Source organism: Pseudomonas guariconensis (assembly GCF_024127895.1).
GTDB lineage: Bacteria > Pseudomonadota > Gammaproteobacteria > Pseudomonadales > Pseudomonadaceae > Aquipseudomonas > Aquipseudomonas guariconensis_B.
Genome location: NZ_JAMYBK010000005.1, coordinates 22550 through 47497 on the forward strand (window position 1 = coordinate 22550; position 24948 = coordinate 47497).

A 24948-nucleotide genomic window follows, 5' to 3' on the forward strand; every position below is an offset into this window, starting at 1 on the left:
TCGCTTCACCGAAAAAAATTACGGCCATTCTAGGGGCAACGGGCGGATTTGTCTTGGCGGGGTGTGTCGTGGGGCGGGCGCGGGCATAATGCGTTCATTGTCTTCATATCCAGGACCGCCCGCATGACCCAGATCAGCGTTGAACGCAAACACTCCCTCGGCCGCGAAGCCGCCCGGGCCAAGGCCGAGGCGCTGGTGGAAAGGCTCAGCCGCGAATACGACCTCAAGGCCACCTGGAACGGCGACCGCGTCGACGTGTCGCGCAGTGGTGCCAATGGCAGCGTGCATATCGGCGAAGACAGCATCCGTGTCGAACTCAAGTTGGGCATGATGCTGTCGATGCTCGGCGGAACCATCAAGGGCGAGATCGAGCGCGCGCTGGACAAGGCCCTGGCCTGACCCGGGCGGGCTACCAGCGACCAGCCGCAAGCTGCAAGATAAAAGCAAGGCGTGCACCATCCGTTTCTTCTTGCCGCTTTGTAGCTGCTCTTAGGGTGAGGATTCTAATTTTTCCCCCTACCTTGTGCTCAAGCCCTCGATCCCGGGGCCGTTTCTCCCTCCCTTTACGAGCATGAGGTGCAGCGCATGGCCAAAGTGAACCTGAAGAAAAAGGACGATGCCCCGGGCAATACCCTGGGCGAGGTGCGCGGCTACGCGCGCAGGATCTGGCTGGCGGGCCTGGGCGCCTATGCCCGCGTCGGCCAGGAAGGTTCGGAGTACTTCAAGGAGCTGGTCAAGGCCGGCGAAGGCGTCGAGAAACGCGGCAAGAAGCACATCGACCAACAGCTCGATGCGGCCAACAACCAGATCGACGAAGCGGGCGCGCAAGTGAGCCGCGTCAGAGGCCGGGTCGAGGTTCAACTGGACAAGATCGAAAAGGCTTTCGATACGCGGGTCGCCCGCGCCTTGAATCGCCTCGGCATTCCGTCTAAACATGACGTTGACGCGTTGTCCATCAAGCTCGAACAGCTGACCGAGTTGCTCGAGCGTGTCGCGCACAAACAATAAGGAGAGCAGGATGGCTGGCAAGAAGAGCACCGAGAAAGAAGGCAGTTCCTGGGTCGGCGGGATCGAGAAGTATTCCCGCAAGATCTGGCTGGCTGGCCTGGGTATCTACTCCAAGATCGACCAGGACGGTCCCAAGCTGTTCGAGTCGTTGGTCAAGGATGGCGAGAAGGCCGAGAAGCAGGCCAAGAAGAATGTCGACTCGGCCAAGGACAGCGCCAAGTCCGCGACTTCGTCGCGGGTCTCCGACGTGAAGGAGCGCGCACTGGGCAAGTGGAGCGAGCTGGAGGAGGCGTTCGACAAGCGCCTGAACAGCGCCATCTCGCGCCTGGGGGTGCCTAGCCGCAACGAGATCAAGGCCCTGCACCAGCAGGTCGACACCCTGACCAAGCAGATCGAGAAGCTGACCGGCGCTTCGGTGACCCCGGTTTCGGCCAAGAAGGCCGCTGCCGGCAAGAGCGCCGCCAAGCCTCTGGCCAAGGCAGCTAAACCTGCGACGAAGACGGCTGCGGCGAAACCGGCCAGCAAGGCGGCCAAGCCGGCGGCAAAACCTGCCGCGAAGACAGCGGCGGCCAAGCCTGCTGCCAAGGCTGCAGCCGCGAAACCGGCAGCGGCGAAGAAGCCTACGGTGAAAAAGGCACCGGCCAAGCCGGCGGCGACCAAGACTGCGGCACCGGCTGCCAGCGCGACCCCGGCCGCGACGCCGGCACCGAGCGCGGCCCCGGTCAGCAATACCCCGTCGGCACCGGTGAGCCCAGCCAACCAAGGCTGATGACCGCGTCGCCGTCTTCGCGAGCACCGGTGTATGGCAAGGGCGCGCTTCGCGCCCCATTGTCGGCAAGCCGGCTCCCACATGATCCTGCAAACCGCATCATTCGCGGTTGAGTCGGACCCTGTGGGGGGCAGCTTGCCGACAATGGGGCGCGAAGCGACCCCAAATGACTGACCAGCACCAGGGTGCCAGCCCAGCCACCGCAGGCCCAACGGCCTACCCCTCCAGATACTTCTCCGCCAATTGCTCCGCCGCCTTCTGCGCCGGCCCTTGCAGGTGCGGTGCCACCAGCATCATCACCTGGTACACCACGATCCCCACATCCCCCTCGCGCCCCAGCACCCGCTGGTAATCCAGGGAAAACATCAAGGTCAGGGTGATCTGCTCAACCAGTTGCCCCAGCGCCTGGGTCCCGCTGGTCACCAGCCCCTGGGCCTTGAGGCTGGCCAGCAGGGCGGCGAGAGTGCGCTTGAGGGCGTTGATCAGGCTGCGCATGCCACGGGCCAGCTTCGGCAGGCGGCCGGTCAGGTTCGACAAGTCCTGGAACAGGAAGCGGTACTGGGCCATGCGCTCGACGATCAGGTGCAGGAACAGCCAGTAGTCCTCGGCATCCAGGCGCACGTCCAGGGGCGGGTCGAGCAGGGGCACCAGCGCTTCCTCGAAACGCTCGAACAGCCCCAGCACCAGCGGCTCCTTGCCGTGGAAGTGGTAGTACAGGTTGCCTGGGCTGATGCCCAGTTCGTTGGCGATCTCCAGGGTCGAGACGTTGGGCTCGCCCTGCCGGTTGAACAACTGCAGGGCGCACTCGAGGATACGGTCGCGGGTTTTCATCGGTTCAGCGCGCCAGCACGTAGCTGCCTGGCGCGGGGCCCAGCACCGGGTAGGTGGCGTTGCCCAGCTCCACGCGCGGCGCCTTGAGGGGGCCGGAGCGTTGGCAGATCCACTCCAGCCACAACGGCCACCAGCTGCCGTCGCTGCGCGTGGCATCGTGGAACCAGGCCCGCGGGTCGCTGGACAGCCTGGAGTTATGCAGGTAGTAGGCCTTGGGGTTGCCGGGTGGGTTGATGATGCTCTGGATATGCCCGCTGTTGGCCAGTACGAAGCGCCGCTCGCCGCCGAGCAGGAGGGCCGAGCGGTACACCGCGTCCCACGGCGTGATGTGATCGTTGCTGCCGGCCACGGTGAAGCTGTCGATGGTGACCTGGCCGAGGTCGATCGGCGTGCCGCACACCTCCAGACCACCCGGCTGGGTCAGCGGGTTGAGCTTGAAAAAATCCAGCAACTCGCCATGCAGGGCGGCAGGCAGGCGGGTGTTGTCGGCGTTCCAGTAGAGGATGTCGAAGGCCGGCGGCGTCTTGCCGAGCAGGTAGTTGTTGACCCAGTAGTTCCAGATCAGGTCGTTGGGCCGCATCCAGGCGAAGATTCGCGCCACCTCGCCGCCGTCCAGCACACCGCGCTGGTACGAGCGACGCTTGGCCGCCTCGATGGTCTGTTCGTCGGCGAACAGGCTGGCGGGGCTGTCGAACTGACTGTCGAGCAAACTGACCAGGTAGCTGGCGCTGCGCACCCGGCGCAACTGGCGCTTGGCCTGCAGGTGGCCTAGCAGGGCGGCCATGGTCAGGCCACCGGCGCAGGCGCCCATGAGGTTGGGGTCGCGGTTGCCACTGATGCTGCGGCAGGCATTGAGCGCCTCTTCCAGCGCCTGCACGTAACTGGAGAACCCCCATTCGCGGTGGCGCGGGTCGGGGTTGCGCCAGCTGACCATGAACACCTGCAGGCCGTTCTTGAGCATGTACTGGACGAAGCTATTGTGTGGCCCGAGGTCGAAGATATAGAACTTGTTGATCTGTGGCGGTACCACCAGCAGCGGCCGGGCGTGCTGTTTCTCGCTCATCGGCTTGTACTGGATCAGCTCCAGCAGCTCGTTGCGAAACACCACCGCGCCCGGCGTGCAGGCCAGGTTGACGCCGACCTCGAAGGCGCGCTCGTCCACCTGGCGCGGCAGGCCGTCGTTGTGGCGCAGGTCGTCGAGCAGGTGGGCCAGGCCACGGACCAGGCTCTGGCCACCGGTGTTGAAGAGCTCCTTGACCGCCAGCGGGTTGAGCAGCGAGTTGCTCGGCGCCAGGGCGTCGTTGATCTGGTTGAACAAGAAGTGCGCCCGGGCACGGTCGTCATCGTCCAGCGAGCTTTCCTCGATCCACAGGCGGGTCTGCTTCTGCCAGGCCAGGTAGGCCTGCAGGCCGCGACGGTAGAAGGGGTTCTGGCTCCAGGTCGGGTCGCTGAAGCGGTTGTCGCGTGGGTGGGGCTGGTACGGAGTGTCGCCCAGCATCACTCGACCCAACTGGCCGCCCAGGGCCAGCAAATGATGGGCGGTGTGCAGCGGATTGCGCAGGCCAAGGCGGCCGACGTGGCGCAGGGTGGAGATCAGGTCGCGACCGCGCAGGCCGGCGATGGCGTTCTGTACATTGATCATCGTGGCGGGGACGGGGGGCACCCCTTTTGCCTTTTTGTCTTTCATGCCAACACTCCGTCGTCAGGCCATCATCCACAGGTTGTATCGAGCGCGCCCGGTGCGGCCTCAGCCACCGGAAGCGGGGCGGGGGTGCATGACCGCGCGCTGACGCTCTTGCTGGAGGAACTTCATGATGATCGGGGCGACGGCCTCGGCCCGGGTGATCAGGAACAGGTGGCCGTCGTCGATTATGTGTAGCTGGGCGTTGGGAATCCGCCAGGCCAACAGGCGCATGTTGATCAGGGGGATCAGCGGATCGTCGTCGCCGGCCAGCACCAGGGTGGGCTGGCGGATCTTGTGCAACCAGTGGATGCTGGTCCAGCCCAGGCCGGCGAACAACTGCCAGTAGTAGCCCATCTTGCCGCCGGAGCGCACCTTGGCGGCATGGTGCAGGGCCAGGTCGGGGTCGCGGCGAAAGCCACCGCCGTAGATCAACGGGGCGATGCGGATCACATGGGAGGGCTGTACGTAGCGCCGGGGGCTGGCCATCATCCACAGCACCTTGGGCTTGCCGGGCACCATGAAGGCGCCCGCGGCGGTGGCGGCCAGCACCAGCTTCTTGCAGCGCTCCGGGTAGTCATGGGCGAACTGCTGGGCCAGCGCGCCGCCCCAGGACACGCCGATGACATTGACCTGGCCGTAGTCCAGGTAATCGAGCATGCGCGCCGTCAGCTTGGCCAGGCCCGGGAAGCGATACGGGTGGCGGGGCGTGGACGAGCCGCCGACGCCCGGCACGTCGAAGGCGATGACCTCGATGTCCGGATCCAGCGCCTCGATGAACGGGAACACCAGCTCCAGGTTGGCACCGATGCCGTTGAAGATCAGCAAGGGCGTCAGGTGCGGCTTGCCTGGGCGGACGGCGGTGCGGATGGACTGGTTGTCCAGCTCGACGGTCCTGAAGATGTACGGTTGCGGCATGCACGGAACTCATGGGTGGGTAAAGCGCCATGGCCTGCGTGCGAGCGGCCATGGCGACGTGGTTCAACGCTCGTGGACGTAGGTCCCCGGCGCCGCCTCGCCTGCGGGATAGGCGCGATTGCCCAGGCGCGTGGGCGCTTTTTTCAGATCACCGGCACGCTCGCCCAGCCAGGCCTGCCAGTGCAGCCACCAGGAGTCGGCGTGCTTGACGGCATTCTCCTGCCAGGCCACTGGGTCGTCCGGGCGGTCCTCGCCGGTCATGAAGCGTGCCTTGGGGTTGCCCGGCGGGTTGAGAATGCTCTGGATATGGCCGCTGTTGGACAGCACGAACTCGATCTTGCCACCGAACAGGTGCGCCGAGCGGTAGCACGATTGCCAAGGGGTGATGTGGTCGGCGGTGCCGGCGACGCTGTAGATGTCGCACTGGACCTGCTTGAGGTCGATCGCCGTGCCGCAAACTTCCAGGGCGCCAGGGCGGGTCAGCGGGTTGTTCTTGAACATCTCGATCAGGTCGCCGTGGAAGGCCGCCGGCAGGCGCGTGGTGTCGTTGTTCCAGAACAGGATGTCGAAGATCGGGGGTTCGTTGCCGAGCAGGTAGTTGTTGACCCAGTAGTTCCAGATCAGGTCGTTGGGGCGCATCCAGGCGAATACCTTGGCCATGTCGCTGCCTTCCAGCACGCCGGCCTGGTAGGAATGGCGCTTGGCCGCCTCGAGGGTCTGCTCGTCGACGAACAGCGCGACCTGGGTATCCACCGTGGTGTCCAGCACGCTGACCAGCAGGGTGAGGGCGTTGACCTTGTGCTCGCCCAGTGCGGCGTAATGGCCGACCAGGGCGGTGCAGGTGATGCCGCCGGAGCAGGCGCCGAGCATGTTCAGGTCCTTGCTGCCGGTGATCGCCAGTACCGCGTCCACGGCCTCCTTGAGCGCGTCGATGTAGGTCGACAGGCCCCACTCGCGCTGGGCCTTGGTCGGGTTGCGCCAGCTGATGATGAAGGTCTGCTGGTTGGAGCGCAGGCAGAAGCGTGCCAGGCTCTTCTCCGGGCTCAGGTCGAAGACATAGAACTTGTTGATCTGCGGCGGCACCACCAGCAGTGGGCGGGCGTGCACCTGCTCGGTGATGGGGCGGTACTGGATCAGTTCCAGCACGTCGTTGCGGTAGACCACCGCGCCTTCGCTGGTGCCCAGGTTCTTGCCCACCTCGAAGGCGTCCATGTTCACCTGGCTGGGCATGCCGCCGTTGTTGACCATGTCCTTGGCCAGGTTGGACAGGCCGTCCAGCAGGCTCTTGCCGCCGGTTTCGAAGAAGCGCTTGACTGCGGCCGGGTTGGCCAGGGTGTTGGTCGGTGCCATGGCCTCGGTCATCAGGTTGATGACGAACTGGCCGCGGCTGATGTCCTGGGGCGAGAGGTCGCTGTTGCCGATCCAGTCGTGCAGCTCCTTGCGCCAGGCCAGGTAGGTCTGCAGGTAGCGGCGATAGAGCGGGTTCTGGCTCCAGGCCGGGTCGTTGAAGCGACGATCGTCGCCCTCGGGGCGCAGGGCGGACTTGCCCAGCAGGACGTTCTTCAATTCCAGGCCGAAATGCGCCACGTGCTTGGCGCTGTGCAGCGGCTGGCGAACGGCTTGGCGCAACACGGTGCGTGCCGATGTCAGCAGGTCCTTGCGGCGGATGCCGATGACCGGGTTCAGGCCCAGGGTGTTTTCCGAGGCTTGCCGCTGCAACTCATCGTTGTTCTTGTTACTCATCTACGACGCTCCGTTGTCCTGAGACGAGTACCGGTTGGCTGTGGCGGGTACACAGACGATTGCCCGGTACTGCTGCTCGGGTGACCAGTGATAAGAAACAGCGGTGCTGCGGGCCGGATGCATTCGGCGATGAGCTGCGGGTTTCTCTGCGTGTGAAGACAGCCTGCTTTCGCTCGCGACCTCTACATACCGGCCAAGCCCTGCCCGTGCTCGAGACGGTGCAGGAAACTTGCCAGCTCCATTGGTTACCCGACTTTCATGTAATGCGCAAGACAGCCCTTCACTGAGCCGTCAATCAGGCATTCAAGCAGATGCGTTTAGAAAATGCGCTCTAAAGCCTGGGGGCCTTGAGCTAGAGCATTAGTTTCACCACCGACTCGGACGGGTCGCGCGACTTGCCGGCCTTGTGCAGTTCATCGAGGTACTCGGCCCACAGCTGTTCCTGGCGCAGGCACAGCTGTTCGAGGTATTCCCAGGTGAACAATCCGCTGTCATGGCCGTCGTCGAAGGTCAGTTTCAGTGCATATTGGCCAGCCGGCTCCAGGCCCGTCAGGCCGACGTTGAGCTTGCCGTATTGCAGGATCGGATTGCCGTGGCCCTGGACTTCGGCGGAGGGGGAGTGCACGCGCAGGAATTCGGCGGGCAGGTGGTAGACCTCATCGGGGCCGTAGGTGAGGGTGAGGGTCCTGGAGGCTTTGTGCAGGTTGATGGCGGTGGGCAGGCGGGCCATGGGCTTCTTCTCTTGGGGCTACAAGCTTCAAGCTTCAAGCTACAAGAGGCGATATTCAAGCCACCGCGAAAAAATCATGCGGTCGCGTAGCTGCAAGCGAAGGAGATCAGCTTGCAGCTTGCCGCTCGAGGCTTCAGAGGATGTAGCGCGACAGGTCTTCGTTCTGCGCCAGCTCACCGAGGTGGCTGTTCACGTAGGCCGCATCGATACGGATCGGCGCTTCGTCGTGGGCGCTGGCCAGGTCGCCGGCGCTGAACGACACCTCTTCGAGCAGGCGCTCGAGCAGGGTGTGCAGGCGGCGGGCACCGATGTTCTCGGTCTTCTCGTTGACCTGGTAGGCGATCTCGGCCAGGCGCTTGATGCCGTCGGCGGCGAACTCGATGTTCAGGCCTTCGGTCTTGAGCAGTTCGCGGTACTGCTCGGTCAGCGAGGCGTGCGGCTCCTGCAGGATGCGCTCGAAATCTTCCGGGGTCAGCGCCTTGAGCTCGACGCGGATCGGCAGGCGGCCTTGCAGCTCGGGCACCAGGTCGCTCGGCTTGCTCAGGTGGAAGGCGCCGGAGGCGATGAACAGGATGTGGTCGGTCTTGACCATGCCCAGCTTGGTGTTGACGGTGCAGCCCTCGATCAGCGGCAGCAGGTCGCGCTGCACGCCCTCGCGGGAGACATCGGCGCCGCCGACGTTGCCGCGCTTGGCCACCTTGTCGATCTCGTCGATGAACACGATGCCGTGCTGCTCGACCGCTTCCAGGGCCTTGGCCTTGAGCTCTTCCTCGTTGACCAGGCGGCTGGCTTCCTCGTCGCGGACCATCTTCAACGCTTCCTTGACCTTGAGCTTGCGTGCCTTGCGGCGGCCCTTGCCCATGTTGGCGAACAGGCTCTGCAGCTGGTTGGTCATTTCTTCCATGCCGGGCGGGGCGGCGATCTCGACACCCATGGACTCGGCCACTTCGATCTCGATTTCCTTGTCGTCCAGTTGGCCTTCGCGCAGGCGCTTGCGGAACAGCTGGCGGGTGTTGGAGTCGGCGCTCGACTGCGACGCCTCCTCGGTGAAGCTGCTGACCCGGGCCTGGGGCAGCAGGGCGTCGAGGATGCGGTCCTCGGCGGCGTCCTCGGCGCGGTGGCGCACGCGGATGATCTCCTGCTCGCGGAGCATCTTCAGCGCGGCGTCGGCCAGGTCACGGACGATCGACTCGACATCGCGGCCAACATAGCCAACCTCGGTGAACTTGGTCGCCTCGACCTTGATGAACGGCGCGTTGGCCAGTTTGGCCAGGCGGCGGGCGATCTCGGTCTTGCCGACGCCGGTGGGGCCGATCATCAGGATGTTCTTCGGCGTGACTTCGCTGCGCAGTTCGGCAGGCAGCTGCATGCGCCGCCAGCGGTTGCGCAGGGCGATGGCCACGGCGCGCTTGGCGTCGTCCTGGCCGATGATGTGGCGGTTGAGTTCGTGGACGATTTCGCGGGGGGTCATGGACATGATGAATATGGTCCTCGGGCGGCGTGATCAGCGTGGAAAAGTCCCGCTGCGAGCGGGACGCCAGAACAGCTGATCACTCGGCCAGGTCCTGCTCCTCGATGGTCAGGTTGTGGTTGGTGAACACGCAGATGTCGCCGGCGATGTTCAGGGCGGTCTCGGCGATTTCGCGGGCCGAGAGGTCGGTCTTGTTCAGCAGGGCGCGGGCTGCGGCCTGGGCGTAGGCGCCGCCGGAGCCCATGGCGATCAGGCCGTCTTCGGGTTCGACCACGTCGCCGTTGCCGGTGATGATCAGCGAAGCGTCCTTGTTGGCGACCGCGAGCATGGCTTCCAGGCGGCTCAGGGAACGGTCGGTGCGCCATTCCTTGGCCAGTTCGACGGCGGCGCGTATCAGGTGGCCCTGGTGTTTCTCCAATTGGCCTTCGAACCGCTCGAAGAGGGTGAAGGCGTCGGCGGTGGCACCGGCGAAGCCGGCGATGACCTGGCCGTGGTACAGGCGACGGACCTTCTTGGCGTTGCCTTTCATCACGGTGTTGCCGAGGGAAACCTGGCCGTCGCCGCCCATGACGACTTTGCCGTGGCGGCGAACTGAAACGATGGTAGTCAAGGGAGAGTCTCCACGCAGCGGGGCGAAAATGCCTGTTGCAGACTCATATGGGGGGAGGGGGGAGCAGTTTCAAGCGCCAAGCTACAAGCGGTGAGAAAAAGCGGATCGGTGGAGGCCCTGCTTTCTCTCTTGCCGCTTGTAGCTCGCAGCTTACGGTTGGCTCTCGTGGCAGAGGTGCCCATCGACCAAGGTATAACGCACCGCACCCGGCAGGCAGTGGCCGATGAACGGGCAGTTCTCGCCGCGCGAGTACCATTGCTCGCCGGCCACGGTCGAGGCCTTCGGATCGAACAGCACCAGGTCTGCCGCGGCGCCTACCTTCAGTTCACCGGCGGGCAGGCGCAGGGCTGCCGCCGGGCCGCAGGTCAAGCGGGCCAGCAGGGTCGGCAGGTCGAGCAGGCCGTCCTCGACCAGGGTCATGGCCAGCGGCAGCAGCAGCTCGACGCTGCTGATGCCCGGCTCGGTGGCGCCGAACGGCGCCAGCTTGGCGTCGCGCTCATGGGGTTGGTGGTGGCTGGAGATCGCCTGGATCACCCCGGCCTTCACCGCCTCGCGCAGGCCGTCGCGGTCAGCGGCGGTGCGCAGCGGCGGTTGCACGTGGTACAGGCTGGAGAAGTCACGCAGGGCCTCGTCGGTAAGAATCAGCTGGTACAGGGCCACGTCGGCGGTGACCGGCAGGCCCAACTGCTGGGCCTGGGCGATCAGGCGCGCGCCGCGGGCGCTGGTGATCTGCGTGAAGTGCGCGCGCACGCCGGTCTGCTCGACCAGCAGCAGGTTGCGTGCCAGGGCCACGGTTTCGGCAGTTTCCGGGATGCCCGAAAGGCCGAGGAAGCTGGCCATGGCGCCTTCGTGGGCCAGGCCGCCCTGGGCCAGGTCGCGGTCCTGGGAGTGGAACACCACGGTAAGGTCGAAGGTGGCGGCGTACTCCAGGGCACGTACCAGGGTGCGGTTGTTGGCGATGCCCTGCAGGCCGTTGCCGAAGGCCACGCAGCCCGTGTCGCGCAGCGCCACCAGTTCGGCCAGTTGCTCGCCCTCCAGGCCCTTGGTCAGGGCGCCGATCGGGTAGACCTTGCTGTTGCCGGCCTCGCGCGCACGGTCGAGGATCAGCTCGGCGACTGCCGAGGTGTCCAGCACCGGGCGGGTCAGCGGCGGGCAGCACAGGCTGGTGACGCCACCGGCGACGGCGGCGCGGGTCTCGCTGGCGATGTTGCCCTTGCGGCTGTAGCCCGGCTCGCGCAGGGCGACGTCGAGGTCGACTAGGCCAGGAGCGGCGACCAGGCCATCGGCCTGGATCGTGCGGCTGGCGCTGAAGCCGGCCGGTGCGGCGCCGATGGCCTGGAGGCGGCCGCCGTCCAGGTGCAGGTCGGTGATCTGGTCCAGGCCGCTGTTGGGGTCGATGACCCGGGCGCCAAGAATGCTGATGCTCACAGGGCGTTCTCCTGGTCGAGTTGACGTTGCGCGGCCTGGCCGCTCATGGCCATGGACAGCACGGCCATGCGCACGGCGATGCCGTAGGTGACCTGGTTGAGGATCACCGACTGGGCGCCGTCGGCCACCGCCGACTCGATCTCCACGCCGCGGTTGATCGGCCCCGGGTGCATGACGATGGCGTCGGGCTTGGCGGCGGCCAGGCGCGCGGTGGTCAGGCCGAACAGGCGGTAGAACTCGCCTTCGCTGGGCAGCAGGCCACCGGCCATGCGTTCACGCTGCAGGCGCAGCATGATCACCACGTCGACGTCCTTCAGGCCTTGGGCCAGGTCGCTGTAGACCTTCACGCCGTATTGCTCGACGCCCACCGGTAGCAGGGTCTTCGGGCCGATCACGCGGATGTCGGGGCAGCCAAGGGCCTTGAGTGCCAGCATGTTCGAGCGGGCCACCCGCGAATGCAGGATATCGCCGACGATGGCCACCGAGAGGTTCTCGAAGCTGCCCTTGTGGCGACGGATGGTCAGCATGTCGAGCATGCCCTGGGTCGGGTGCGCGTGGCGGCCATCGCCGCCGTTGATCACCGCCACGTCCGGGCACACGTGCTCGGCGATGAAGTGCGCAGCGCCGGAGTCGGAGTGGCGCACGACGAACATGTCGGCGGCCATGGCCTCCAGGTTGCGCAGGGTGTCGAACAGGGTCTCGCCCTTGCTGGTCGAGGAGGTCGACACGTTCAGGCTGATCACGTCGGCCGACAGGCGCTGGGCGGCCAGTTCGAAAGTGGTGCGGGTGCGGGTCGAGTTCTCGAAGAACACGTTGCACACGGTCTTGCCGCGCAGCAACGGGACTTTCTTCACGGCCCGGGCGCCGACTTCCAGGAAGGAGTCGGCGGTGTCGAGGATCTCGGTCAGCAGTTCGCGGGGCAAACCGTCGAGCGAGAGAAAGTGGCGCAGCTGGCCCTGGTCATTGAGCTGCAGCGGGCGCTTGGCGTCGAATGGCGTCATCGCGAGGGACTCTTAAAGGGCGGAAGCGGTGGCGAGGTCCTGGCGCTCGAGGGCGAGCGGTGCGGGTCCGGTCAATTTTACCCGTTCATTGGGCGCCAGTGACAAGGTAGCGCCGAGCACGTTGGGGCGGATCGGCAGTTCGCCGGCATCCAGGTCGAGCAAGCAGACCAAGGTCACGCTGGCCGGACGGCCGTAGTCGAACAGTTCGTTGAGGGCGGCGCGGATGGTGCGACCGCTCATCAGCACGTCGTCCACCAGCACCAGGTGCTGGCCCTCGACCTCGAAGGGCAGTTCCGACGGGCGTACCTGCGGGTGCAGGCCGTTCTGGCTGAAGTCGTCGCGGTAGAAGGACACGTCCAGGGTGCCCAGCGCGCTGCTGTCGCCCAGTGCCTGCTGCAGGGCCTGGGCCACCCACACGCCGCCGGTGCGGATGCCGATGAAGCGCGGCTCGGCGATGTTGCGACGGGCCAGGTGGGCGCGAAGGTCGACGGCCATCTGCCGGATCAGGTCGGCGGGATTGGGTAGGCTCATTGCGTGCTCCTCGGGGCGCCGGGTTGGCCCGGCTGCAAAGCGGATGGGTTAGTGCCCGGTGTTGGCCTCCAGCCAGCCTTGCAGGAGCAGGGCGGCGGCGATGGCGTCGACCGGGTTGTCGCGGTAGCTGCCGCGCTGACCACCGCGGGCCAGGCGTTCGCCCTTGGCCTCGAAGGTGGTCAGGCGCTCGTCGTGGGTGTGCACCGGCAGGTTGTAGCGGCCGTGCAGGCGGCGGGCGAATTTCTCGGCACGGGCGCTCATCTCGCTGGGCGTGCCATCCATGTTCAGCGGCAGGCCGACGACGATGGCGTCGGGTTTCCATTCGTCGATCAGTTTTTCCACCTGGGCCCAGTCCGGCACGCCGTTCTGCGCCTTCAGGGTGCACAACTCGCGGGCCTGGCCGGTGATCACCTGGCCGACGGCCACGCCGATCTGTTTGCTGCCGTAGTCGAAGCCCAGCAGCAGGCGCAGTTCGGCCATCAGGCGTGGCCCGCCTGGCTGGTCAGCAGGCTGAGGTTGATCCCCAGGCTGGCGGCGGCAGCCTCCAGGCGCAGGTCGCTGGCCAGGCCGAAGATGATTTCCGGGTCGAACGGGCAGTTGAGCCAGGCGTTGTCGGCAAGCTCGGCCTCCAGCTGGCCGGCTTCCCAGCCGGCGTAGCCCAGGGTGATCAGGCTGCGCTTGGGGCCGATGCCGTCGGCGATGGCGAACAGCACGTCCTGGGAGGTGGACAGCGACAGCCCCTGCAGCTCGACGGTGGCCTGGTAGCTGCATTCGCTGGTGTGCAGCACGAAGCCGCGGTCGGTCTGCACCGGGCCACCCTGGTAGATCGGGATCTGCAGGGTGCTGACGGGCGGCTCTTCGTCCGGGCGCAACTGCTCCAGGATGTCGGCCAGGTTCAGCTCCTGCGGGCGATTGACCACCAGGCCCATGGCGCCGTTGGCGTTGTGCTCGACGATGTAGGTCAGGGTCTGGGCAAAGTTCGGATCGGCCATGTGTGGCATGGCGATCAGGAACTGATGCTTGAGGTAGCTCGGGTTGAGGGTTTTCATGGGTGATAGTGTGGCGTCAGGTGGGCTTGGCTTCAAGCTCCACCACGTTTCGAGCTTCAAGCTAGTTGCTGGACAACCGGTCACCGCGGGCGAAGCGCCAGGTGCGGATGATTTCCAGCCGGTCGAACTCCGCCAGGTCGCCGGTGAACGGTGCGAACGGCGCTGCCAGACGGACGATACGCTGGGCCGCCTGGTCGAGCACCGGCTGGCCGGAGGACTCCAGGACCAGCACCTCGTACAGCGAACCGTCGCGGTTGATCGACACCATCATCCGCAGGTTGCCGTAGATCTGCTGGCGGCGGGCCTGCTCGGGGTAGTTGAGATTGCCGACCCGCTCGACCTTCTTGCGCCACTCCTCCTTGTACCAGGCACCCTTGTCGCGCATCGTCGAGGCCGCGTTGAGGCGGTGGATGCGCGGGCGCTTGGCGTACAGCTGCTGCTCCTGGGACAGCTCCGCCTCGAGGCTGGCGATCTGGCTGGACAACTGCGAACTGTCGAACTCCGGCACCGCCGCCTGGGGCTTGGGCCGCGGCTTGCTTTCCTTGGGCTTGGGCTCCACCTTGTGCGGCTTGGGTGCCTGGGTGGCCACCGCGGATTTTTTCGGCGCAGGTGGCGTCTCGGGTCTGGCCGCCGGCGGCGGGGTGATCTTGTTGATCTTGCTGTCCTGGAACGGCGCGACCTCGGTGGTCTTGGGCACCGCCTTCTTCTCCAGGGTGCCACTGCCCTGCTGGTCGTCCTGGGCCTGGAAGTCAGCCTTCTGCGGCGGCTTCTCGCTCTTGAAGGTGGCCAGGGTGATGTCCATGGTGTGGCGGATTTCGGCCGGCTTGACCACGGTGAAGCCCACGCCGAGGATCAGTGCCAGGTGCACCAGCGCAGCCAGGAACAGGGTGAAGCCGAGCCGGTCCACCGGGCGAACGCGGGGTGGCAGCAGGTCGGCGGGGATGTCGGCGGGCAACGTCATCAGGTATCCACAGTCAGCTTCGAGCTAGAGCTGCAAGCTTCAAGTAGCGGCGGCCAGGCGCAGGCCCGCGTTTTCTTGCGGCTTGCAGCCCGAAGCTTGCGGCTGCGTATCATACCCCACTGCGCGCGTTTGCTCCGCGTCGGTGGTCAGTGCGCCTTGAGCTTGCGATCAATGGCGTCCATCAGTTGGGCGCCGATGCGGGTGTCGTAGGCGGCGTCGATCTCGCGGATGCAGGTCGGGCTGGTGACGTTGATCTCGGTGAGGTAGTCGCCGATCACATCCAGGCCGACGAACAGCAGGCCCTTCTCGCGCAGGGTCGGGCCGACCTGGGCGGCGATCCAGCGGTCGCGCTCGCTCAGCGGGCGGGCCTCGCCACGGCCGCCGGCGGCCAGGTTGCCACGGGTCTCGCCGCTGGCCGGGATGCGCGCCAGGCAGTAGGGCACCGGTTCGCCGTCGATCATCAGGATGCGTTTGTCACCGTCCTTGATCGCCGGCAGGAAGGCCTGGGCCATGATCTGCTGGCTGCCGTGCTGGGTCAGGGTCTCGAGGATCACCGAGAGGTTGGGGTCGCCCGGGCGGTGGCGGAACACCGAGGCGCCGCCCATGCCGTCCAGCGGCTTGAGGATCACGTCGCCATGGGTGGTGGCGAACTCACGCAGGATGTCGGCGCGACGGCTGACCAGGGTCGGCGCCATGCACTGCGGGAAGCGCGTGGCGAACAGTTTCTCGTTGCAGTCGCGCAGGCTCTGCGGGCGGTTGACCACCAGCACGCCCTCGGCCTCGGCCTGCTCCAGCAGGTAGGTGCTGTAGACGAACTCCATGTCGAAGGGGGGGTCCTTGCGCATCAGGATCACGTCGAGCTCGGCCAGGGCGCAGTCCTGCTCCTCGCCCAGCTCGAACCAGCGGGCCGGGTCGGCGAACACGGTCAGCGGGCGCATCTGCGCACGGGCCTGGCCGGCGCCCAGGTAAAGGTCACGCTGTTCCATGTAGAACAGGGTCCAGCCGCGCTCCTGGGCCGCCAGCAGCATGGCCAGCGAGCTGTCCTTCTTGTAGGAAATGGACGCGATGGGGTCCATGACAATCCCGAGGCGAACGCTCATGGGTGAATTCCTCTTGGCGGCACCTGGGCCGCGATGGCTCTAAGACAAAAGTGGTTCAGGGTGGCGCCGCGAGCGCGGATGGTCAAGGGCCGGGCAGATGGAATGGCTATCCGGAGTGTGCTAAAAATGCCCACAGCTTCAAGCTGCAAGCCCCAAGCTGCAAGAAAAGGCCCGCCATGCTCCGATCCGCTTTTTCTTGCCGCTTGAAGCTTGGCGCTTGAGGCCTGAAGCTTGCCGCTCTCCGCGAGCATCGATGGTAGCGAAGATATGGAACAACCCCTGAAGGTGATGGTGATCGACGACTCGCGCACGATCCGCCGCACCGCCCAGATGTTGCTCGGCGAGGCGGGCTGCGAGGTGATCACCGCCAGCGATGGCTTCGATGCCCTGGCCAAGATCGTCGACCACAAGCCACAGATCATCTTCGTCGATGTCCTGATGCCACGCCTGGACGGCTACCAGACCTGCGCGGTGATCAAGCACAACAGCGCCTTCAAGGATACCCCGGTGATCCTGCTGTCCTCGCGCGATGGCCTGTTCGACAAGGCCCGCGGCCGGGTGGTCGGCTCCGACCAGTTCCTGACCAAACCATTTAGCAAGGAAGAACTGCTCGATGCGATCAGGGCTCACGTGCCCGGGTTCGCCGTGCAGGCACAACACGCACCCTGACCCCGTCCGCCATGGCGGTGTCTTCTTTCCTTTGATGGGGAAACAGCATGGCCCGAGTTCTGATTGTCGACGACTCGCCGACAGAAATGTACAAACTGACTGCCTGGCTGGAAAAGCACGGGTACCAGGTGCTCAAGGCCGACAACGGCGCCGACGGCGTGGCCCTGGCCCGCCAGGAAAAGCCCGATGCGGTGCTGATGGACATCGTCATGCCCGGCATGAATGGCTTCCAGGCCACCCGCCAGTTGAGCAAGGACGCCGAGACCAGCGCCATTCCGGTGATCGTGGTCACCACCAAGGACCAGGAAACCGACCGGATCTGGGCCAAGCGCCAGGGCGCCCGCGACTTCCTGACCAAGCCGGTGGAAGAGGCCGCGCTGATCGGCAAGCTGCAAGAAGTGCTCAAGGTTTGACCACCCGCCCCCACGGCGCGTCGCTGACCGCCTTCGAGCTGTTGCTGGACATCGACCGGCGCTGCCGCCTGCTGGTGGCCGACCAGCCCCTCCAGGACACCCGGGTGCAACACTGGAGTGGCATCGGCTTTCGCATCGCCGGGCAGTGGTTCGTGGCGCCCATGGGCGAAGTCGCCGAGGTGTTGCGCGAGCCGCGCAGCAGCCGGGTGCCAGGCGTGCAGCCATGGGTCAGCGGCGTGGCCAACCTGCGTGGCCGGCTGTTGCCGGTGATGGACCTGTGTGCCTTCTTCGGCCTCGGCCCGGCGGCGCCGGGCAAGCAGCGCCGGGTGCTGGTGCTGGACCACGAGGAACTGTTCGCCGGCCTGCTGGTGGACGAGGTGCTGGGGTTGCAGCACTTTGCCCTGAGCAGCCTGGAGCTGGCGCCGCCGCAGCCGCTGCTGCATGCCGCGGCGCCCTTCGTCCAGGGGCATTTCCCCCGTGAGCGCAACTGGGCGATCTTCAGCCCGTTCGCCCTGGCCCAGGCGCCGGGCTTTCTCGATGTGGCGTTGTAGAGGACCGACCGTGAACAAGCCCGTCACCCCCGTCACCCCACCAGCCGTGACGCCGCGTGCCCGTAGCAGTGCGCAGATCACCGTGCTGTTCGTGGTGCTGATCCTGTCGATCATCCTGCTGTTCGCCAACTTCGCCTACCTCAATACCCAGTCCACCTACGACAAGCAGTACATCGGCCACGCCGGCGAGTTACGGGTGCTGTCCCAGCGTATCGCCAAGAACGCCACCGAGGCGGCGACCGGCAAGGCCCTGGCCTTCAAGCTGCTGAGCGATGCGCGCAACGACTTCGAGCGGCGTTGGAGCTACCTGCGCGAGGGCGACAAGGCCACCGGCCTGCCGCCGGCACCGACAACCGTGCGCGATGAGATGGCCGCCGTGCACCAGGACTGGGAGAACCTGCGCAAGAACACCGACACCATCCTGGCCAGCGAGCAGACCGTGCTGTCCCTGCACCAGGTGGCGGCGACCCTGGCCGAGACCGTGCCGCAGCTGCAGGTCGAGTACGAGAAGGTGGTGGAGATTCTGTTGCAGAGCGGTGCGCCCGCCAACCAGGTGGCCGTGGCCCAGCGCCAGTTGCTGCTCGCCGAGCGTATCCTCGGCTCGGTCAATACCGTGCTGGCCGGGGACGACAGCGCGGCCCAGGCCGCCGATGCCTTCGGCCGCGACGCCAGCCGCTTCGGCCAGGTGCTCGAAGGCATGCTCGGGGGCAACCCGGCGATCCAGGTGACCAAGGTCGAGGACCCGGATGCCCGCGCCCGCCTGGCGGAGATCGCCGAGCTGTTCCAGTTCGTCGCAGGCTCGGTGGACGAGATCCTCGAGACCTCGCCCGAGCTGTTTCGCGTACGCGAGGCGGCCGGCAACATCTTCAGCCTGTCGCAGACCCTGCTCGACGAGGCCTCGCACCTGGCCAACGGCTTCGAGAACCTGGCCAACGGGCGCACCCTCGACACCGTCGGCGGCTACGCCCTAGGCCTGCTGGCGCTGGCGTCGATCATCCTCATCGGCCTGGTGATGGTCCGCACCACCCGTCGCCAGTTGCGCGACACCGCCGAGAAGAACGAACGCAACCAGCAGGCGATCATGCGCCTGCTCGACGAGATCGAGGAGCTGGCCGACGGCGACCTGACCGTCACTGTCTCGGTCACCGAGGACTTCACCGGCGCCATCGCCGACTCGATCAACTACTCGGTCGACCAGTTGCGCGACCTGGTGGTGACCATCAATCACAGCGCCGAGCAGGTCGCCGCCGCGGTGCAGGACACCCAGAACACCGCGCGCCAGCTGGCCAAGGCCTCGGAGCACCAGGCCGAGCAGATCAGCGAGGCCTCGCTGGCGGTGGGCGATATGGTCGAGTCGATCGACCGGGTCTCGGCCCATGCCTACGAGTCGGCCAAGGTGGCCGAGCGTTCGGTCGCCATTGCCAACAAGGGCAACGAGGTGGTGCACAACACCATCCAGGGCATGGACAACATCCGCGAGCAGATCCAGGACACCGCCAAGCGGATCAAGCGGCTGGGCGAGTCTTCCCAGGAAATCGGCGATATCGTCAGCCTGATCGACGACATTGCCGACCAGACCAACATCCTGGCCCTTAACGCGGCGATCCAGGCCTCGCTCGCCGGCGAGGCCGGACGCGGCTTCGCCGTGGTCGCCGACGAGGTGCAGCGCCTGGCCGAGCGCTCGTCGTCGGCCACCCGGCAGATCGAGGCGCTGGTGCGGACCATCCAGGCCGACACCAACGAGGCCGTGATCTCCATGGAGCAGACCACCGCCGAGGTGGTGCGTGGGGCCCGCCTGGCCCAGGACGCCGGCGTTGCCCTGGCGGAGATCGAGGGGGTATCGCAGACCTTGGCCGAACTGATCCACAGCATCTCGGATGCTGCCCAGTTGCAGACGTCCTCGGCCGGTCAGATCTCCCACACCATGGCGGTGATCCAGCAGATCACCGCGCAGACTTCCGCCGGCTCCGGCGCCACCGCCGACAGCATCCGCCACTTGGCACGCATGGCCAGTGAAATGCGCCGCTCGGTGTCCGGTTTCACCCTGCCGGCGCCTGCCGAGCGACCTTGAGGAGCCACCGATGGTCGCTGCAGCAGTGAGCCCCGAACGTCACGACACGGTTGCCCTGGCCTGGGCCAAGGCGCCCATCCTCGATTGCCTGGGGCAGGCGCGCCAGGCGCTGGAGCGCTTTGCCAGCGAGCCGGAAGACCCGGCGGTGCTGGCCTTCTTCGTCGACAACCTGCACCAGGTGCAGGGTTGTCTGCGCATGCTCGAACTGCGCGGCGCGGCGCGCCTGGCCGAGGAACTGGAACTGCTCGGGCGGGCCATGGCCGACGGCCAGGTCAGCCCCCGTGGCGACTGCCTGGGGGCACTGTTCCGTGGCCTGGAGCAGCTTCCGCCGTACCTGGAGCGTTTGCGCAGCGCCCGTCACGACCTGCCGCTGGTGATGCTGCCGCTGCTGAACCAGCTGCGCGGCTGCCGCGGTGCCGACCCACTGTCCCAGGGCTGCCTGGTGGGCGATGCGGCGCAGCGCCTGGCGGGTGCCGCCGACCTGGCCAACCTCGACTTGTCCCTGGGCAACTGGCGCGAACAGCTGCAGGCCGGCCAGGGCCGCGATGCCCTGCGCTCGGTGGTGATGGCGCTGTGTGACGACCTGGTGCGCATCAAGGAGCGCCTGGACCAGTTCGTGCGGGGCGACCGCCAGCAGAGCGAGCAGCTCGAAGCGCTGTTGGCACCGCTGCGCCAGGTCGCCGACACCCTGGCCGTACTGGGATTCCAGCAGCCGCGGCGGGTGATCGTCGACCAGGTGCTGGCCCTGCAGGCCCTGGCCCAGGGCGAGCGGGCAGCGGACGACGCGGTATTGATGGATATGGCCGGCGCCCTGTTGTACGTGGAGGCGACCCTCAATGGCATGATCGGCCCGCTGGAGGAGGCCGGCCAGGCAGGGCTGCCCGGAGCGGACCTGGCGCAGATCCGCCAATTGGCGCTGAACGAGTCGTTGGCGGTGTTGCAGCAGGCCAAGGACCTGATCGGCGACTGCCTCGAGTCCGGTTGGCCGCGCCAGCGCCTGCAACCCTTGCCGGGCCTGTTGCAGCAAGTGCGGGGGGCGCTGGCGATGCTGATGCTGCCGGCCGCCGCCGAGGTATTCGGCGCTTGTGCCGGCTATGTGCAGGGCTGGCTGTCGCACCTGGACGAAGAACCGCCGGCGGACGAGCTGAACCACCTGGCCGAGGCCCTCAGCGCCGGTGAGTGCTACCTGCAATGGCAGGTGGCCGACCCCTTGGCCGATGGCCAGCCCTTCATCGACATGGCCTGTGTCAGCTTGGCGGCGTTGGGCGTGCCGTGCCGGCAACAGCAGGCGAGCGTCGAGGCCGAGGCGATCGACGACGAACTGCGCCAGGTGTTCCTCGAGGAAGCCGGCGAGCTGCTCCCGGAGGTCGAGCGCCACTGGCTGCGCTGGCGAGCGGACAATCGCCTGCACGATGCCCTGGTCGAGGTACGCCGTGCGCTGCACACCCTCAAGGGCAGCGGGCGGATGGTCCATGCCGAGGCTGTCGCGGAGCTGGCCTGGGGCGCCGAGCATCTGCTCAACCGCGTACTGGAGGGGCGCATCGCGCTGGGTGCCGAAGGGGTAGTGGCCTTGCAGCAGGTGTTCGTGCGCCTGCCCGACCTGCTCGCCGATTTTGCGGTCGGCCAGTTGCCGCCGCTGGATGAGGTCGAGCAACTGGCCGGCCACCTGCACGCGCTGGCGATGAACGATGCGCCTGTGGCCAGCGAGGTCGAGGGGTTCGATCCGCAACTGCTGGAGATCTTCCGCAACGAGGCGCTGGGCCACCTCGGCCGTCTCGAAGCCTTCCTGCAGGCGGCCGACGGGCAGGGGGCGCCGGTCAGCGACAGCCTGCAGCGCGCCTTGCACACGCTCAAGGGCAGCGCCGCCATGGCCGGCGTCATGCCGATCGCCGAACTGGCCACTGCCTTCGACCGCCTGGTGCGCGAATACAAGGGGCACCAGTTGCGCTTGCAGGTCGCGGAGCTCGAATGGCTGGAGGCGGCCCGCTCATTGTTCCACGTGGGCCTGGCCCAGCTGGACAGCGCGCCGCTGGCGGCCATCCCCGGTGCGGTGGAGCTGATCGAGCAGGTCGGCGAGGCGGTGGATGCGCGCCTGGCGGTCCTGCAGGACGAGCCTCTGCACACGCGCAGGGTCAAGCGCGATCCCCAGTTGATCGCCCGCTTCCTGGCCCAGGGCATGGACATCCTGCTCGATGCCGAATCGTTGCTGTCGTGCTGGCAGGAGCATCCCGGCGAGCGCCAGGAACTGGATGCCTTGCTCGACGAACTGACCACCCTTGGCCACGCTGCCCATCTGGCGGACCTGTGGCAGGTGGATGAACTCTGCGAGGCCTTGCTCGACCTGTACGGTGCGGTGGAAGAGGGTAGCCTGGCGGCCAGTGCGCGCTTCTTCGCCCAAGCTCAGCAGGCCCATGAAGCCTTGATCGACATGCTCGACGAGATTGCCGCCGGCCAGGAGGCGACCGCCCGTCCGGAGTGCCTTGCCGCCTTGCGTGGGCTGCTGGACGACGCCCTCGAGCCAGGTGCCACGGGCCTGGTGGGCCAAGATGCGGTGACACCGCTGGCCTCACCCGGGCCTGTAGCGCAAGAGACGGACAGCCCGGGCGACAACGAACTGCTGGAAGTCTTCCTCGAAGAAAGCTCGGACATCGTCGAAAGCGCTGCCGCCGCATTGGAACGCTGGCAGGCCGACCCGCGCAGCAGCGTCGAGATCGAGAACCTGCTGCGCGACCTGCACACCCTCAAGGGCGGGGCGCGGATGGTCGAGATCGCGGCCATCGGCGACCTGGCCCACGAACTGGAGTTTCTCTACGAGCTGCTGGCCGCCGGACGCCTGCCGCCCAGCCCGGCCTTGTTCGCCCTGCTGCAGAATTGCCACGATCGCCTGGCGCACATGCTCGATGCGGTTCGCCTCGGCCAGCCGCTGCATGCCGCCACGGCGTTGATCGACTACATCCGCAATTTCAGCAGCGCCGCCCTGGCCGACAGCGTGGCCGCCCAGGCCGAGGCGGCGCCTGCCGAGGCGCCTGCCGCCGCCCCCGAGCGCCCGGCGGGCGACATGGTCAAGGTCGATGCCGAGCTGCTCGATGACCTGGGCAACCTGGCCAGCGAGCATTCGGTGATCCGGGGGCGCATCGAGCAACAGATCAACGATGCCCAATTCGCCCTCAACGAGATGGAGACCACCCTGGAGCGCATGCGCGACCAGTTGCTGCGCCTGGACATCGAGACCCAGGGGCGCATGTCCAGCCGCTACCAGCCCGAGGGCGATGCCTACGATGACTTCGACCCCTTGGAAATGGACCGCCACTCCCAGTTGCAGCAGTTGTCCCGGGCCTTGTTCGAATCGGCCTCGGACTTGCTCGACCTCAAGGAAACCCTGGCCCAGCGCGCCCAGGAGACGCACAGCCTGCTGTTGCAGCAGGCACGGGTCAACAGCCAGCTGCAGGAAGGCCTGACGGCCACCTTGATGGTGCCTTTCGAGCGCCTGGTGCCGCGCTTGCAGCGGGTGGTCCGGCAGGTGGCCAGCGAGCTGGGCAAGCAGGTCGAGCTGGTGGTCGGCAATGCCGAGGGCGAACTGGACCGCAGTGTCCTCGAACGCATGGTGGCGCCCCTGGAGCATATGCTGCGCAACGCCGTCGATCACGGCCTGGAAGCCCGCGAGGTGCGCCTGGCCGCCGGCAAGCCGGAGCTTGGGACCATCCACCTCAACCTGCTTCACGAAGGCGCCGACATCGTCATCGAGATGAGCGACGACGGTGCTGGCGTGCCCCTGGAGGCGGTGCGCAACAAGGCGATCAAGCGTGGCCTGCTGTCACCCCGGGCACAGCTCAGCGACCACGAGATCCTGCAGTTCATCTTGCGCCCCGGTTTCTCCACCGCCGAGAAGATCACCCAGATCTCCGGGCGCGGCCTGGGGATGGACGTGGTGCACGAAGAGGTCAAGCAACTGGGCGGCTCGATGAGCATCGAGTCCAGCCCTGGCAAGGGCGCGCGCTTTTTGATCCGCCTGCCGTTCACCGTGTCGGTGAACCGGGCCTTGATGGTGCACCTGGGCGAGGAGCAGTACGCCATCCCGCTCAACACCATCGAAGGCATCGTGCGTGTGCCGCCCGCCGAGCTGGAGGCTTGCTACCAGTTGGACCCGCCGCGCTACACCTACGCCGGCCACGCATACGAATTGCGTTACCTCGGCGAATTGCTGCAGGGGACGGCCCAGCCCAGCCTGCTGGGGCAGAGCGTGCCGCTGCCGGTCCTGCTGCTGCATGCCCAGGCGCAGTCGTACGCGATCCAGGCCGACAGCCTGTCGCCGAGCCGCGAGATCGTGGTCAAGAGCCTGGGGCCGCAGTTCGCCGCGGTACCGGGGCTGTCGGGGGCGACCTTGCTGGGCGATGGCCGGGTGGTGCTGATCCTCGACCTGCTCGGCCAGCTACGGGGCCAGCAGCGCCGCCTGGCCCGCCTGCCGGGCGGCCAGGGTGGGCCGCGCCCGCTGTTCGGCCCGGCGCCACGGCGGCGCTTGCTGGTGATGGTGGTGGACGACTCGGTGACCGTGCGCAAGGTCACCAGCCGTCTGCTGGAGCGCCACGGCATGAGCGTGCTGACCGCCAAGGACGGTGTCGATGCCATGGCTCAGCTTGAGGCGCATCGCCCGGACGTGCTGCTGCTGGACATCGAGATGCCACGCATGGACGGCTTCGAGGTGGCCACCCGAGTGCGTCGTGACACCCGCCTGAAGGATCTGCCGATCATCATGATCACGTCCCGTACCGGCCAGAAGCACCGCGACCGGGCCATGGCCATCGGGGTCAACGAATACCTGGGCAAGCCCTACCAGGAGTCGGTCCTGCTGCAGAGCATCGCCCACTGGAGCCAGCCTCATGCTTGAACATATCGCCGGCCAGCGCAGCAGCCTGACGGGCCTGCTGCTGCCTTTGGGCGACCGCACCCTGGTGCTGCCCAACGTCGCCGTGGCCGAGCTGATCGGCCAGCGTGCCTTCGCCTGCCGCCCGGGCAACCCGGCTTGGCACCTGGGCTGGATCGACTGGCGTCAGCAGCGCTTGCCGCTGATCGGCTTCGAGGCCGCCTGTGGCGGCGAGACTGCCTGCGGGGAGCGCTCGCGCGTCGTTGTGCTCAACGCCCTGGGCGACACCGGGCTACGCTATCTGGCGCTGCTGCTGCAGGACATCCCCCGCTCATGCAAGCTCGACAGCCAGCTCAACTATGTGGACGTGCCCTTGGCCAGCCTGGAACTGGCGGCCGTGCAGGTCGGCGAGCAGGTCGCGCGGGTACCGGACCTGGCGGGTCTCGAGCGGCTAGTCCGCGAAGCCTCCCCAGCTTCAAGCCTCAAGCCGCAAGCTTCAAGCTGATCGCTGCCTGCTTTTTCTTGTAGCTTGCAGCTGCCCCTGGGAACCCG

The 24948-nt window shown here is 66.7% G+C and carries 23 protein-coding genes; 9 read left to right on the forward strand and 14 right to left on the reverse strand.

From position 1 onward, the window contains the following. Positions 1-123: 123 nt before the first annotated feature. The 3 genes from NJF35_RS07940 to NJF35_RS07950 all read left to right on the forward strand — a co-directional run bounded on the left by NJF35_RS07940 (position 124) and on the right by NJF35_RS07950 (position 1777). Positions 124-399 carry a polyhydroxyalkanoic acid system family protein gene (locus tag NJF35_RS07940; protein ID WP_225788834.1) on the forward strand — a complete coding sequence of 92 codons (276 nt, stop codon included), beginning with the start codon at positions 124-126 and terminating at the stop codon, positions 397-399. A 186-nt stretch (positions 400-585) separates the two neighbouring features. Next, the gene (locus tag NJF35_RS07945) at positions 586-1008 is read left to right on the forward strand and encodes a phasin family protein (protein WP_225788835.1); all 423 of its coding nucleotides are present in this window, start codon (positions 586-588) and stop codon (positions 1006-1008) included. 10 nt (positions 1009-1018) lie between these two features. Further along, on the forward strand, positions 1019-1777 hold the full coding sequence (locus NJF35_RS07950; protein WP_225788836.1) for a phasin family protein: 759 nt from the start codon (positions 1019-1021) through the stop codon (positions 1775-1777). A gap of 216 nt (positions 1778-1993) precedes the next feature. Here the strand turns inward: NJF35_RS07950 and NJF35_RS07955 are convergent, their stop codons facing one another. The 14 genes from NJF35_RS07955 to gshB all read right to left on the reverse strand — a co-directional run bounded on the left by NJF35_RS07955 (position 1994) and on the right by gshB (position 15831). Continuing rightward, positions 1994-2608 (reverse strand): TetR/AcrR family transcriptional regulator, encoded by a 615-nt coding sequence (locus NJF35_RS07955; protein ID WP_225788837.1) that lies wholly within the window; start codon positions 2606-2608, stop codon positions 1994-1996. 4 nt (positions 2609-2612) lie between these two features. Continuing rightward, the gene (gene phaC, locus NJF35_RS07960; protein WP_225788838.1) at positions 2613-4295 is read right to left on the reverse strand and encodes a class II poly(R)-hydroxyalkanoic acid synthase; all 1683 of its coding nucleotides are present in this window, start codon (positions 4293-4295) and stop codon (positions 2613-2615) included. A gap of 60 nt (positions 4296-4355) precedes the next feature. Continuing rightward, complete coding sequence (gene phaZ / locus NJF35_RS07965) at positions 4356-5207, reverse strand: poly(3-hydroxyalkanoate) depolymerase (RefSeq protein ID WP_225788839.1); 852 nt, start codon at positions 5205-5207, stop codon at positions 4356-4358. Positions 5208-5270: 63 nt separating this feature from the next. Next, complete coding sequence (phaC, locus tag NJF35_RS07970; protein ID WP_225788840.1) at positions 5271-6950, reverse strand: class II poly(R)-hydroxyalkanoic acid synthase; 1680 nt, start codon at positions 6948-6950, stop codon at positions 5271-5273. Between the two features lie 352 nt (positions 6951-7302). Continuing rightward, on the reverse strand, positions 7303-7680 hold the full coding sequence (locus NJF35_RS07975; protein ID WP_225788841.1) for a gamma-butyrobetaine hydroxylase-like domain-containing protein: 378 nt from the start codon (positions 7678-7680) through the stop codon (positions 7303-7305). Positions 7681-7813: 133 nt separating this feature from the next. Then, a complete protein-coding gene (hslU, locus tag NJF35_RS07980) occupies positions 7814-9157 on the reverse strand; it encodes an ATP-dependent protease ATPase subunit HslU (RefSeq protein ID WP_225788842.1) in 1344 nt (447 codons plus the stop codon). 73 nt (positions 9158-9230) lie between these two features. Then, a complete protein-coding gene (gene hslV, locus NJF35_RS07985) occupies positions 9231-9761 on the reverse strand; it encodes an ATP-dependent protease subunit HslV (RefSeq protein ID WP_043207181.1) in 531 nt (176 codons plus the stop codon). Between the two features lie 150 nt (positions 9762-9911). Beyond that, positions 9912-11189: a dihydroorotase gene (locus NJF35_RS07990; RefSeq protein WP_225788843.1), complete on the reverse strand. Its 1278-nt coding sequence runs from the start codon at positions 11187-11189 to the stop codon at positions 9912-9914. After that, positions 11186-12190, reverse strand: a complete 1005-nt coding sequence (locus NJF35_RS07995; protein WP_225788844.1) for an aspartate carbamoyltransferase catalytic subunit — start codon at positions 12188-12190, stop codon at positions 11186-11188. The genes NJF35_RS07990 and NJF35_RS07995 overlap by 4 nt, the downstream gene beginning before the upstream one ends. 12 nt (positions 12191-12202) lie before the next feature. Further along, the gene (pyrR, locus tag NJF35_RS08000; protein WP_225788845.1) at positions 12203-12721 is read right to left on the reverse strand and encodes a bifunctional pyr operon transcriptional regulator/uracil phosphoribosyltransferase PyrR; all 519 of its coding nucleotides are present in this window, start codon (positions 12719-12721) and stop codon (positions 12203-12205) included. A 48-nt stretch (positions 12722-12769) separates the two neighbouring features. After that, the gene (gene ruvX / locus NJF35_RS08005; protein ID WP_225788846.1) at positions 12770-13201 is read right to left on the reverse strand and encodes a Holliday junction resolvase RuvX; all 432 of its coding nucleotides are present in this window, start codon (positions 13199-13201) and stop codon (positions 12770-12772) included. Beyond that, the gene (locus NJF35_RS08010) at positions 13201-13770 is read right to left on the reverse strand and encodes a YqgE/AlgH family protein (RefSeq protein ID WP_225788847.1); all 570 of its coding nucleotides are present in this window, start codon (positions 13768-13770) and stop codon (positions 13201-13203) included. Before NJF35_RS08010 ends, ruvX begins: the two co-directional genes overlap by 1 nt. A 61-nt stretch (positions 13771-13831) precedes the next feature. Next, positions 13832-14731, reverse strand: a complete 900-nt coding sequence (locus NJF35_RS08015; protein WP_225788848.1) for an energy transducer TonB — start codon at positions 14729-14731, stop codon at positions 13832-13834. 146 nt (positions 14732-14877) lie between these two features. Continuing rightward, positions 14878-15831, reverse strand: coding sequence for a glutathione synthase (gene gshB / locus NJF35_RS08020; RefSeq protein ID WP_225788849.1), 954 nt, complete (start codon positions 15829-15831; stop codon positions 14878-14880). A 267-nt stretch (positions 15832-16098) separates the two neighbouring features. On the opposite strand from gshB, the gene NJF35_RS08025 reads away from it, so the two are divergent. From NJF35_RS08025 to NJF35_RS08050, 6 genes are read left to right on the forward strand one after another with little or no spacing between them, the layout of a single operon-like run. Then, positions 16099-16500 carry a PleD family two-component system response regulator gene (locus NJF35_RS08025; RefSeq protein WP_225788850.1) on the forward strand — a complete coding sequence of 134 codons (402 nt, stop codon included), beginning with the start codon at positions 16099-16101 and terminating at the stop codon, positions 16498-16500. Between the two features lie 47 nt (positions 16501-16547). After that, entirely contained in the window at positions 16548-16913 is a 366-nt protein-coding gene (gene pilH, locus NJF35_RS08030; protein WP_225788851.1) for a twitching motility response regulator PilH, read from the forward strand. Continuing rightward, a complete protein-coding gene (locus NJF35_RS08035) occupies positions 16910-17464 on the forward strand; it encodes a chemotaxis protein CheW (RefSeq protein ID WP_225788852.1) in 555 nt (184 codons plus the stop codon). The genes pilH and NJF35_RS08035 overlap by 4 nt, the downstream gene beginning before the upstream one ends. Positions 17465-17474: 10 nt before the next feature. Then, positions 17475-19535 (forward strand): methyl-accepting chemotaxis protein, encoded by a 2061-nt coding sequence (locus NJF35_RS08040; protein ID WP_225788853.1) that lies wholly within the window; start codon positions 17475-17477, stop codon positions 19533-19535. Between the two features lie 10 nt (positions 19536-19545). After that, positions 19546-24420 carry an Hpt domain-containing protein gene (locus NJF35_RS08045; RefSeq protein WP_253090947.1) on the forward strand — a complete coding sequence of 1625 codons (4875 nt, stop codon included), beginning with the start codon at positions 19546-19548 and terminating at the stop codon, positions 24418-24420. Next, complete coding sequence (locus tag NJF35_RS08050; RefSeq protein WP_225788855.1) at positions 24413-24901, forward strand: chemotaxis protein CheW; 489 nt, start codon at positions 24413-24415, stop codon at positions 24899-24901. Before NJF35_RS08045 ends, NJF35_RS08050 begins: the two co-directional genes overlap by 8 nt. Positions 24902-24948: the final 47 nt, after the last annotated feature.